Below are 12426 nucleotides of genomic sequence, written 5' to 3' on the forward strand. Positions count from 1 at the left end.
ACGCGTTACACCTTCGCCAGTTTCACGGCGCACTTCTTGAAATCCGTCTCTTTGGAGAGCGGATCCGTCGCATCCAGCGTCAGATTGTTCACCAGCTGTGCGGCATCGAAGAACGGCATGTATACCAGCCCCTGCGGCGGACGGTTACGCCCGCGCGTTTCAACAATCGAGATAACTTCGCCACGGCGGGAAACCACTTTGACTTTATCGCCACGGCGCAGATCGCGCGCTTTTGCATCCAGCGGGTGGATAAACAGCACAGCTTCCGGGAAGGCGCGGTGCAGTTCAGGCACACGACGCGTCATGCTGCCGGTATGCCAGTGCTCCAGCACACGTCCAGTGGAAAGCCACAGGTCATACTCTTTATCCGGCGCTTCAGCGGCAGGTTCAAATGGCAGCGCGAAGATGACCGCTTTGCCGTCCGGCTTACCGTAGAACTTGTAGCTTTCCCCCGCTTTCACGTACGGGTCGTTGCCTTCGCTGTAGCGCCACTGGGTCTCTTTGCCCTCAACGACCGGCCAGCGTAAACCGCGCGCTTTGTGGTAATCGTCGAATGGTGCGAGATCGTGCCCGTGGCCACGGCCAAACCAGGCGTACTCTTCGAACAGCCCTTTTTGCAGATAGAAGCCCAGCTCGCGGGATTCATCGTTGAGCTGATCTTCAGCCAGTTCAGCTACCGGGAATTTGGTCACGGCTGGCGTGGCGAACAGCACGTCATACAGCGTTTTGCCGCGCAGCTCCGGTTTCTGCGCCAGTAGTTCTTCCGGCCATACCTCTTCTGTTTTGAAGCGACGGGAAAACTGCACCAGTTGCCACAGATCCGATTTCGATTCACCCGGCGCTTTAATCTGCTGACGCCAGAACTGAGTGCGTCGTTCCGCGTTACCGTAAGCCCCTTCTTTCTCTACCCACATTGCGGTCGGTAGGATCAGATCGGCTGACAGGGCGCTGACCGTCGGGTACGGATCGGAGACGATGATGAAGTTGCGCGGATCGCGCCAGCCCGGCATACGCTCTTCGTTGATGTTCGGACCGGCCTGCATGTTGTTGGTGCACATCGTCCAGTAGACATTGAGTTTGCCATCTTTCAGCGCACGGTCTTGCGCCACGGCATGCAGCCCGACCTTTGCCGGAATGGTCCCTGATGGGATATTCCAGTGCTTCTCACAGATATCGCGGTGTTTTTCGTTGGTGACCACCATGTCCGCAGGCAGACGATGGGAGAACGTCCCAACTTCACGCGCGGTACCGCAGGCGGAAGGCTGACCGGTCAATGAGAACGGACCACAGCCTGGCTGAGAAATTTTACCGGTCAGCAGGTGCAGGTTATAGACCAGGTTGTTGGCCCACACGCCGCGGGTATGCTGGTTAAAGCCCATCGTCCAGTAGGAGATGACTTTTTTCTTCGGATCGGCATACAACTGCGCCAACTGTTCCAGTTGATCTTTCGGTACGCCGGTCATTTCGGCGGTTTTATCCAGCGTGTACTCAGCAACGAAGGCTTTGTAATCCTCAAAGCTCATCGGTTCAGAGGCATCGGAACCTGGATTCTTCGCCGCTTTTTCCAGCGGATGGGTTGGACGCAGGCCGTAGCCGATGTCCGTCACCCCTTTACGCAGGTTAACGTGCTTGCTAAAGAAATCCTGGTTGATCGCATTGTTTTGAATGATGTAGTTTGCGATGTAGTTGAGGATCACCAGATCGGTTTGCGGCGTGAAGACCATACCGTTATCCGCCAGCTCAAAACTACGATGCTGGAAGGTGGAGAGCACCGCGACGGTAACATTCGGATCGGACAGACGACGGTTGGTGATGCGCGACCACAGAATCGGGTGCATCTCCGCCATATTCGCGCCCCACAAAACGAAAGCATCGGCATGCTCAATATCGTCATAACAGCCCATCGGCTCATCCATACCAAAGGTACGCATAAAACCAACCACCGCTGACGCCATGCAGTGACGCGCGTTCGGGTCGATGTTATTAGAACGGAAGCCGGCTTTAAACAATTTGGCGGCGGCGTAACCTTCCCAAATCGTCCACTGACCCGAGCCGAACATGCCGATAGACTCTGGGCCTTTTTCTTTCATGGACGTTTTGAATTTCTCTTCCATCACGTCAAAGGCCTGCTCCCAGCTAATCGGCGTGAATTCACCCTCTTTGTGATACTTTCCGTCCTTCATGCGCAGCATCGGCTGTGTTAAACGGTCTTTTCCGTACATGATTTTCGGCAGGAAGTAACCTTTGATGCAGTTAAGCCCACGGTTAACCGGCGCATCCGGATCGCCCTGGCATGCCACTACACGCCCTTGCTGCGTCCCGACCAATACGCCACAGCCTGTCCCGCAGAAACGGCACGGGGCTTTGTCCCATTTGATGGCTTCTTGCTGACCGACTACCGCGCGGGCTACGCCCGGCACGCTTAACCCGGCAGCCGCCGCAGCGGCCGCAACGGCGTTAGCTTTCATAAAGCTACGACGACTGAGTTTCATGGTGTTTCCTCACCTTGCTCATCCTGCTGGTGATAAACCAGCGACACCGCCAGCACGCCCGCAACGTTGCGCACTGACTCAATAGTTTTCATTAACGTTTCACTTTGCTCTGCTTCCACCACCACAATGAGCTGGCCGCTTTCCACATCGCTAAGTGCAACTTCGCAACCCGGAAACAAACGCAACTGCGTGGCGATATCATTGATATGCTGACTTTTGGCCTGAACGACCAGGCTGCAGACCTGCCAGTTACTGTCCATGGTTGTACTCCGCATTAATGGCTGATACCGGGCAAATCGCGACACACGCGCCGCATCCGTTACAGGCCTGATTGTCGAGCTGTGGCTGATAAATACCGGACAGCGTGGGGCGAAAGGTTATGGCCATGGGTTCACAGCTATCCTGACAGCGATGACACTCAACTGACTGGTGTGCGAGACAGTTTTCCCCGATCGTAAAATTCAGATCCCATGCCCTGGTGTGGCGCGGAAGAAAAAGTGATTCTGGACAGGCCTCTGCGCAGGCATAACAAAAGCTGCACTCGCCGTGTTTGAAATTTACGCTCGGATAACCACCCTGGCCTCGCTGCAGGATGTCGGTTTCACACGCCTGGATGCAGGCGTCACAACGAAGGCAATGGGCCAGAAAGTGAGAGTCTTCCTTGCTCCACGGCGGACGGATCCCTGCGTTGGCGTTACGCCAACTGCCTGTCAACATGCCTCGACGGGATAAATCAACCATGACATTGTCCTTCCATAATGACGCTCTCCCCCGGCGGGTTGAACGACATAAAAAACTGCACTATTTATGAGTAGTTATTTTTAGTCGTAAGATATTTCAGGATGTGTAAGAGGAGCATACCCCGATCGGGGTAAATGCTGTTGCCGGATCAAAAGAGTGTTGAGTTGACGGGAAAAAATGCGCTTTTGCTCACATTTCAATTGGTTATATAATAAATTACACAACGAATACATCACAAAGAGAATAATCTTAAAATTAAGATAAATCTTAGAATATATCGCTACACATAACCAACAACGCTAAAATACTCACTGAAAATATAAGTAAATCCAGATTAATAGATAATGCAAATATGTTAACCTGCCCGAGACTCGTTCATAAGACAGAAGAAAGGAAACACTGTGAACAATAAGATGAAGACAATTGTCCCTGCCGTGCTTTTCGCCGCCTTTGCCAGCACCTCTGCCTGGGCTGGCAGTAACGATACCGGTGCTCAGCCGCTGGAAAAAGTCGCCCCGTATCCTAAAGCGGAAAAGGGTATGAAGCGCCAGGTAATCCAGCTTCCCCCTGAGAAAGATGAATCTACCCTGAAAGTAGAACTATTGATCGGCCAGACGCTGGAGGTCGACTGCAACCAACATCGCCTGGGCGGAGAACTGGATAGCAAAACGCTGGAAGGTTGGGGATACGACTACTATGTTTTCGACAAAGTCACCTCTCCGGTTTCAACCATGATGGCCTGCCCTGACGGTAAAAAAGAGAAGAAATTTATTACCGCGTATCTGGGTGATGACGGTATGCTGCGCTACAACAGCAAGTTGCCGATTGTGGTCTACACCCCAGAAAACGTGGAAGTGAAATACCGTATCTGGAAAGCGGAAGAGAAGATTCAGGACGCAGTCGCGCGCTAAGTGAGAATGTGCCGGATGGCGGCGTTCCGCCTTATCCGGCCTACAGACGCGTGAACCAGGCCGGATAAGCGCTGCGCTTATCCGGCATTTTATTTACAGCGCGATATCCGCCACAGCTTTCTGCTCAGGCTGCGGTTGAGCCTGAGGTTTCAACTGCGGTTTTGGCGCTTCATCGGCAACCTGCGGCTTGTCGTATTTCAGACCCAGAACTTCGCTGGTGTATTGCAGCTCTTGTTCAGTTGCCTCAACGTTTCCGTTCAGTTTAGTACCATAAGACGGAATAATCGTTTTCAGCTTCGCCTGCCACTCGGGGCTGGCGACTTTATCTTTAAACACTTTTTCCATCAGATGCAGCATGATCGGCGCCGCGGTTGATGCACCAGGCGAAGCGCCCAGCAGTGCAGCAATCGTACCTTCTTTATCGCTGACCACTTCAGTTCCCAGACGTAGCACGCCGCCCTTTTCTGCATCACTTTTAATGATCTGCACACGCTGACCCGCCTGCCATAGACGCCAGTCCTCTTTTTTCGCCTGCGGATAGTATTCTTGCAGTGCGGCAAAACGGTCGTCATCGCTCAGCATCACCTGACTTACCAGATATTTCACCAGATCGAAGTTATCCAGACCTACGTTGACCATCGGCATAAAGTTCGACGTCGTGGTCGAGCTGAGCAGATCCCACAATGAACCGTTTTTCAGGAACTTGGTGGAGAATGTCGCGAATGGCCCAAACAGCACGACACGCTTGCCATCCAGGATACGGGTATCGATGTGCGGTACCGACATCGGCGGCGCGCCCACAGAGGCCTGACCATACACTTTCGCCAGGTGGCGATTCACTACGTCCGGGTTTTCTGCCACCAGGAACTGGCCGCCAACCGGGAATCCGGCATAGCCTTTCGCTTCTGGAATGTCGGTTTCCTGCAACAGCTTCAGCGCAGCGCCACCGGCACCAATAAAGACAAACTTCGCCTTGATATCATGTTCCGCTTCGTTGTTTTTCAGATCGGCGACCGTAACGGTCCAGCTATTGTCTGCATTACGCTTAAAGCCTCGTACTTCGGTGCTCAGTTGCAGCGCAAAGTTGGGCTTCTTCTGCAACGAGGCAATCAGTTGGCGCGTGATTTCACCATAGTTAACGTCAGTACCAATCTCGGTGCGTGTTGCCGCGACTTTCTGTTTCGGATCGCGACCTTCCATGACCAGCGGCGCCCACTCTTTAATCTGCGCGTGATCTTCGGAATAACGCATACCACGGAATAAGGTGCTCTGCTGCAGTGCGGTGTAACGGGCGCGCAGGAAATTCACGTTCTCGTCGCCCCAGACAAAACTCATATGCGGGACGGTAGTGATAAATGAGCGCGGTTCATGCATCACACCATTATTGACCTGATAAGCCCAAAACTGACGGGAAATCTGGAAGGCTTCGTTGATTTCGACTGCCTTTTCAATGCTGATGCTACCGTCGGCCTTTTTAGGCGTGTAGTTCAGCTCCATCAGTGCGGAGTGGCCGGTTCCGGCGTTGTTCCAGCCGTTCGAACTTTCCTGAGCGACGCCATCCAGTCGCTCGACCATGGTCATTGACCATTGTGGCTCCAGCTCTTGTAAATAGGTTCCCAGCGTGGCGCTCATGATACCGCCGCCAATCAACAGTACATCCGTTTCCTGCTCTTCCGCCGCTTTCGCTTTTGCTGCCATTGAGACAACGTTCAGCCCTACAGCCATGGTGAAGAGCATGGCAGTCACTTTTTTCATAATGTTAATGCCTTACTTTTAGTATCGCTTTTTGCTTTTAATGCAGGTGAAAATCGAGCGGCACCAACGGTAACACTTAAGTAAAAATAATTAAATATTGTTTATAAATTATATTTTAATTTTAAAAATGTTATTAATACGTTGATAATTTATACGGTTATTGACAATCACTTCTGGAAACCTGCCCGCCAGACGCGTACTATGCTGCGCTTTGCTATTCACGCACGGATGCCTGTCGGTCTGCTGTTATCAGGCCCTTTCTGACCTGAGAGTTACTATGTCTGCAACACACTCCTCCCCTGCGGTGACAGAACAGAGCACCCGCGCCGTACTGCGACAACCCCGCCTGTTGGTACGAGAAACGCTGGCGGGGGTGGTAACCGCCCTGGCGCTGATCCCGGAAGTGATCTCTTTTTCCGTTATTGCGGGCGTCGATCCTAAAGTCAGCCTGATCGCTTCCGTCGTGTTGTGCCTGGCAATGTCTTTTTTAGGCGGCCGTCCGGCAATGGTTACCGCCGCGGCAGGGTCGGTTGCGCTGGTGATTGGTCCGATGGTGCATCAACATGGCGTGCAGTACATTCTGCCTGCGGTGGTGCTGGCTGGGATGATTCAGATCCTGTTTGGCGTATCAGGGATGGCGCGTCTGATGCGATTCATTCCTACAGCCGTCATGACCGGCTTTGTCAACGCCCTGGGCATTTTGATTTTCTTTGCCCAGGTCCCGCATTTCTGGGGGAAAAGCCCGCTAATCTGGGGACTGTTTATCCTGACGCTGCTGATTGTGCTGTGGGTTCCGCGATTGATTAAAACAATCCCCGCGCCGCTTATCGCCATCGTGCTGCTGACGATATTTACTGTAAGCAGTGGGCAACTGTTACCAACCGTCGGTGATGGAGGTTCAATGAGCGGTAGCCTTCCGGGGTTAACGCAGTTGTTAGTGCCGCTCAACCTGCAAACATTGGCCATTATCTGGCCCTGTGCGCTGAGCATCGCTTTTGTCGGTTTGATGGAGTCGCTGTTAACCGCCCGTCTGGTAGATGATCTGACGGTGACACCGTCGAATAAGAATCGAGAGAGCACTGGACTGGGGATAGCCAATATTCTGGCCGGATTTTATGGCGGCATTGCCGGGTGCGCGATGATTGGTCAGACCATCGTTAACGTCGAGATGGGCAAAGGACGCAGCCGCGTTTCGACGATTGCCGCCGGGCTGGTGTTGCTGCTGCTAGTCACCGCGTTGAGCGAAGTCATGGCGAAAATACCCATGTCGGTGCTGGCGGGAATTATGGTGATTGTGGCGGTGAAAACCTTCAGTTGGCAGAGTATCCAGCCCGCGACACTGACGAAAATCCCCGTTACTGAAACGCTGGTCATGCTGATAACCGTCGGCGCAACGGTCGCTACCGGCAACCTGGCGATTGGCGTGGTTGCCGGGGTGATGACGATGCTCATCCTGCCGCGCATCGTCAGACGTAAACGCGCGGCTACATCAGAAATAGCGTTGCCAGACCGAGAAAAATAAAGAAACCGCCGGTATCGGTGATTGCCGTAATCATGACGCTTGAGCCGACCGCCGGGTCGCGCCCGAGCTTCACCATCGTCATGGGAATAATCACCCCCATCAACGCCGCCATCAGCAGATTAAGCATCATCGCCAGGGTCATCACGCCGCCGAGCGCCATATCATCGTACAGCCACCAGGTAATGCCGCCCATAATCCCACCCCAGACGAGGCCATTTACCAGCGCCACGCCCATCTCGCGCAGGATCAAAAATGTCAGGTTTCCCGGCTGAATATTTTGTAGCGCCAACGCGCGAACAATCATGGTAATAGTTTGATTTCCGGTATTGCCGCCGATCCCTGCCACAATCGGCATCAGCGAGGCCAGCGCCACCAGTTGCGAGATCGTATGTTCAAAGCCATCAATGACCCGCGAGGCGATAAAGGCGGTACAGAGATTAATGGCCAACCATGCCCAGCGGGTTTTTACCGCTTTGGTAACAGGAGCAAACACATCCTCTTCGGCGCTCAAGCCCCCCATTCGACGCAGATCGGTATCGGTCTCTTCGTATACCACATCAACGATCTCATCAATGGTCAAACGGCCCATCAACTTACCGGCAGGATCAACCACCGCGGCACTGACCAGGTTGTCACGTTCGAATGTACGCGCGGCGTTTTCGGCAATGTCTTCCGGGGAAAAGGTGAGTGGGTCATCTTCCATCACCTCGCTGACTTTACGCTGCACATCATTGAGCAGGATACAGGTTAGCGTCAGTTCGCCGACCAGCACCTTATTGCGATCGGTTACGAAAAGTTTATCGGTGTTCTCCGGCATCCTGCCCAGCCGCCGTAAATAGCGCTGCACCACTTCCAGCGTCACGTCCGGGCGCACGGTGATGACTTCGAACTCCATAATCGCACCGACGCGATTCTTCTCATAGTGCAACACCTGGCGCACGCGCGCCCGCTCCTCTGCGGGTAACGTTGCCAGCAGACGGCCTGTGAGATTACGCGGCAGATGCTGGACCAGATAAATCTGTTCATCGATGTCGAGATATTGCAGGGCATCCAGCAGCTCGCGGTCGCTCATCTCATCAATCAGATCGTCCCAGACGTTTTCTGACGCCTCAAGCAGGACGTTACCGCGTTTTTCATTTTGGACCAGCCGCCACAGGGCGTGGCGCTCTTCAGAAGGTAATGCTTCGAGGGTATCGGCCAGATCGGGCGGCGGCAGGTGCGCCACCAGCGCCCCTACCTCAGCAATATCGTCGGCTAAGGTACCGACGTCATATTGCTCAGCCAGGGTAAGCTTGCCCAACAGCGTGGAAATAATGGCTTTATCAGTGGTCAGCAGCCAGATGAGGCGCGCACGCTCTTCATCACGCAGTCTGGCGCTGTTTTTGTTGAATGCGGACATTAATCATAAATCCATGATATGAAATATCATTAATCATGATGCCGATTTATGTAAATAACAATAAACGCAACCGCCGGGCGGCTAAAAAACCGGCGGTTGCAGGGATTACGCAGTACGAGCGACGGCATCTCGCGAGGCGGCGTCACGCTCATTACCCACTAATTCACTTAACTGTCCGTTACGCATCTCCAACAGACGATCGGCGTGAACAAAATAGTGATCGTCATGGCTAATAGCGAAGATGGTTTTACCCATTTCCTGCATCAGCGGCAATAACACCTGATAGAACTCACGGCGGAAGTGCGGGTCCTGATCGGCAGCCCATTCATCCAGCAGAATAATGTCACGCTCCTCCGCCAGCGCCAGCAGCAGCGCCACGCGTTTTTTCTGCCCTTTCGACAGCTTGAGATTGAGAATACGCCCATCGTTCAGCTCAAGCTTGTGACCCATCTTCAGATGTTCCAGCCACTTCGCCACCAGTGCCGGATCGGCCTCTTTACCTTCCGGACCGAGCAGTTTGTCGAACAACCAGACGTCGGTAAACACGGCGGAGAACAGCTTGCGATAGTCCTCTGGTTTTTCGACAGCAACCGCTTTGCCGTCGAGCAGGATCTCGCCTGACTGCGGCTGATACAACCCGGTGAGTAACATAGCCAGTGTGGATTTCCCGCTACCATTGCCGCCAATCAGGAAGATCAGTTCCCCGCGACGAATAGTCAGATTTACCGGTCCGACAGAGAACGCATTATCCTGATAGTGGAATACCACGTTACGCAGCTCCAGCGTTTGCCAGTCCGGAAACGCGGTTGGTCGCGGGAATTCGGCCTTAAAGGGCGCCAGTGAGAATTTATTCAGCTTGTTAAAAGCGACCTGTGCGGTGAGCAGCGTCGGCAATGCGCCAACGGCAGAAAGCAGCGGCGTACGCAGGAATAACAGCGTCAGCGAATAGGTCGCCGCCACGGCGGTATCCGCCCAGCCCAGACTGTTAGCCATCCAGAACACCAGGCCAATGGCGCCCAGCATCATAATGTTCGACCAGTTCACCGCGCTGAGGTGGAAGGTATCGGCACGGATAATATGGTGACGATATTCTTTAGCGTCCGGGACGTATAATTGATTAAAGATATGCTCGGCGCGCTCGCGGTTGAGCGTCAACTCTTTGCGCCCTTCCAGCACCGTCTGGTAATCGTTGTACAATTTGTCTTCTGTTTCGCGCAGGGTCGCCATATGTTTATATACCCGCGCAACCAGCACAAACCCGCCCCAGATGGTGATTGCCATCCAGATTGCCGTCACCAGCAGCATTTTGGTTGATAGCATCGCCAGATACGCCGCCGACCCAATAGTCAGGATAATCCCCTGCACCAGCTCAGGCAGACGAACAAAAGCAATGGTGATGTTGCGGATATCGCTGGTTAAACCGGCCAGCAACGAGGCGCTGCCAAGTTGTTCGATACGCTCGACGTGGGTGTCCAGAATACGCTTGATAAATTCACTACGCAGGCGGTAAACAAAGTGGTGTCCCAGCGTGGTTAACGCCAGCTGTGAGCCAAGGGTAACAATCATCAACAATAGCAGCAGGCCAAGAAACTCCGGCAGCACCATCAACGTGGTGTCGACCGTTTCAATCAGGCGCTGGTTAATAAACGCAATCAGCCCAATTCCCAATGCAGCGCTGGCGAGGCTGAGCGCCATGACGCTGATAAATGGCCAGCGATACTGCCGCCAGACAAGAAGTAAAAGTTCCATGCAAACAACCCGGACAAGTAATAACAGCCCGCAGTTTAAACATCTCTTTGCCGACAGCAATAATAATTCTTATTTTTATTCTTTTTTACCAGCCTGGCGAAACGTCAGATTGTAACGACAGTCACCGGTTAACGGATGATACCCTGTCTTAAGCGGCTGGATCCCATGATAAAACAGCCGTGAGTTCCCACCCCATACCACGACATCGCCATGCTCCAGCAGTAAACGTTTTAAAGGGTCATTACGGCGCAAACCGCCAAACTGAAAGATGGCCGATAACCCCAGCGAAACAGAAACGATAGGCGCCCGCAGGTCAGGTTCGTCTTTATCCTGATGTAATGACAGTTTCGCCCCTGGCGTGTAGCGGTTAATAAGGCAGGCATCGGGTTGAAAATCGGCATAGCCCGCCGCCGTTGCCGCCTGCTGGCACAGCGCAGCGAAAGCATCCGGCATCGGCGGCCATGGCGCACCGGAAAGCGGGTCAAACGGAGAATAAAGGTAGCCATGTTGATCCGTCGTCCAGCCCAAATGACCGCAGTTGGTCATCGCCACCGACATCGTGTAACCGCCGGGCGTCACCATCTGGCGAAACGGCGACTGTCGGGCGACAGCCGCGATCGCCTGCAGCAAAGACGGTGCGGACTCAAAGGCAAAACGCCGCAAAATTACCGCGCCGGATGCCAGCGGTTCCTGCCAGGGTTTCTCATCCGCAAAGAGATCAAGCATTACGTTTCCTCCCCAGTAGTTTCTCGTTGCAGTAACTGCGCTTTGCGCGCAATACCCCAGCGGTAGCCCGAAAGCGCGCCATCATTACGGATCACCCGGTGACACGGGATGACAATCGCCAGTTTGTTGGCTCCGCAGGCGCTGGCCACCGCGCGCACCGCTTTCGGTTTACCGATGGCGCTGGCTAACTGCTGGTAACTAACCGTCTTACCACATGGGATTGCGCGCAGCGCCTGCCACACCTGCAGCTGGAATGCGGTCCCGCGGATATCCAGCGGCAGCGACAGTGGCGTATTGCGCGTATTGATCACGGCGATGACCTCACGCACATGCTGCTGGAAATCAGCATCGGCTGCTTCATCCTGAGCGGCGGGAAACAGCTCATGCAGTTCCGCGACCAATGTAGCATCATCATCACCCAGCAAGATCGCGCAGATACCGCGTTCGCTTTCCGCCACCAGGCAACGCCCCAGGGCGCAATCTGTCAGGGTATAGCGCACAGAAACGTTGTCGCCGCCTTTGCGAAATTGCCTGGCGGTCATACCTAGTGCCTGATCCGCTTGTCGGTAATAACTGCTGCTGTCGGGGAATCCGGCGTTCAAAATCGCCTCGGTTACTGGCGCCCCTTTTGCCAGGGCATCGCGCAGACGACGAGCGCGCCAGGACTGCTGCCACGCTTTCGGGGTCATGCCCGTCGTGGCTTTAAACAGACGGTGCAAGTGATACGGGCTCATCGCCACCTGCTGCGCCAGCTCATCCAGCGTGAGGGGCGACTCCTGCTCCAGCAACTGACAGGCGTGGGCTATTTTGTCCAGCCGATGCTGCTGCGCGCTGTCTTTATCCGGCTGGCAGCGTTTACAGGGCCGAAACCCGGCGGCCTGCGCCTGCTGGGCATCAGCAAAGAAACTGACATTTTTGCGCAGCGCATGTTTCGCCCGACAGGACGGACGGCAGAAAATACCGGTGGTGTGGACGGCGAAAACAAACTGACCGTCGGCGTCAGCATCACGATCCACAACAGACTGCCAGCGGTCATCATCCGTTATGCGTAAACGACTTTTCATTATGGACTCCTTTGTTAAGCATAGCGCTTAGCCTCAGTGTGTCCTGATAGCCAGGTATAAAAACCCG

10 protein-coding genes are annotated in these 12426 nt (G+C 54.0%); 2 read left to right on the top strand and 8 right to left on the bottom strand.

Annotated elements, in window-relative coordinates:
• Nucleotides 1-5: 5 nt before the first annotated feature.
• From napA to napF, 3 genes are read right to left on the bottom strand one after another with little or no spacing between them, the layout of a single operon-like run.
• The gene (napA, locus tag FDW97_RS07770) at nucleotides 6-2492 is read right to left on the bottom strand and encodes a nitrate reductase catalytic subunit NapA (RefSeq protein WP_038642191.1); all 2487 of its coding nucleotides are present in this window, start codon (nucleotides 2490-2492) and stop codon (nucleotides 6-8) included.
• Nucleotides 2489-2752 carry a chaperone NapD gene (gene napD / locus FDW97_RS07775; protein WP_137350858.1) on the bottom strand — a complete coding sequence of 88 codons (264 nt, stop codon included), beginning with the start codon at nucleotides 2750-2752 and terminating at the stop codon, nucleotides 2489-2491. The genes napA and napD overlap by 4 nt, the downstream gene beginning before the upstream one ends.
• Nucleotides 2742-3233 carry a ferredoxin-type protein NapF gene (gene napF, locus FDW97_RS07780; RefSeq protein WP_038642195.1) on the bottom strand — a complete coding sequence of 164 codons (492 nt, stop codon included), beginning with the start codon at nucleotides 3231-3233 and terminating at the stop codon, nucleotides 2742-2744. Before napF ends, napD begins: the two co-directional genes overlap by 11 nt.
• A gap of 413 nt (nucleotides 3234-3646) precedes the next feature.
• Between napF and eco the strand changes: the two genes are divergently transcribed.
• Entirely contained in the window at nucleotides 3647-4144 is a 498-nt protein-coding gene (gene eco / locus FDW97_RS07785) for a serine protease inhibitor ecotin (protein ID WP_038643271.1), read from the top strand.
• 93 nt (nucleotides 4145-4237) lie between these two features.
• Here the strand turns inward: eco and mqo are convergent, their stop codons facing one another.
• Complete coding sequence (gene mqo / locus FDW97_RS07790; RefSeq protein ID WP_085047851.1) at nucleotides 4238-5899, bottom strand: malate dehydrogenase (quinone); 1662 nt, start codon at nucleotides 5897-5899, stop codon at nucleotides 4238-4240.
• Nucleotides 5900-6176: 277 nt separating this feature from the next.
• Here mqo and FDW97_RS07795 point away from each other — a divergent pair, with 277 nt between their 5' ends.
• Nucleotides 6177-7421, top strand: a complete 1245-nt coding sequence (locus FDW97_RS07795) for a SulP family inorganic anion transporter (protein WP_137350859.1) — start codon at nucleotides 6177-6179, stop codon at nucleotides 7419-7421.
• Here the strand turns inward: FDW97_RS07795 and mgtE are convergent.
• The 4 genes from mgtE to ada all read right to left on the bottom strand — a co-directional run bounded on the left by mgtE (nucleotide 7384) and on the right by ada (nucleotide 12359).
• A complete protein-coding gene (gene mgtE, locus FDW97_RS07800) occupies nucleotides 7384-8820 on the bottom strand; it encodes a magnesium transporter (protein ID WP_069323415.1) in 1437 nt (478 codons plus the stop codon). The two genes, FDW97_RS07795 and mgtE, sit on opposite strands and share 38 nt — an antisense overlap.
• Before the next feature lie 105 nt (nucleotides 8821-8925).
• Nucleotides 8926-10569, bottom strand: a complete 1644-nt coding sequence (locus FDW97_RS07805; protein ID WP_137350860.1) for a multidrug ABC transporter permease/ATP-binding protein — start codon at nucleotides 10567-10569, stop codon at nucleotides 8926-8928.
• Nucleotides 10570-10644: 75 nt separating this feature from the next.
• Nucleotides 10645-11295 carry a DNA oxidative demethylase AlkB gene (gene alkB / locus FDW97_RS07810; RefSeq protein WP_137350861.1) on the bottom strand — a complete coding sequence of 217 codons (651 nt, stop codon included), beginning with the start codon at nucleotides 11293-11295 and terminating at the stop codon, nucleotides 10645-10647.
• Nucleotides 11295-12359, bottom strand: a complete 1065-nt coding sequence (gene ada / locus FDW97_RS07815; RefSeq protein WP_137350862.1) for a bifunctional DNA-binding transcriptional regulator/O6-methylguanine-DNA methyltransferase Ada — start codon at nucleotides 12357-12359, stop codon at nucleotides 11295-11297. Before ada ends, alkB begins: the two co-directional genes overlap by 1 nt.
• Nucleotides 12360-12426: the final 67 nt, after the last annotated feature.

The organism is Citrobacter sp. wls708 (assembly GCF_005281255.1).
Classification (GTDB): domain Bacteria; phylum Pseudomonadota; class Gammaproteobacteria; order Enterobacterales; family Enterobacteriaceae; genus Citrobacter; species Citrobacter werkmanii.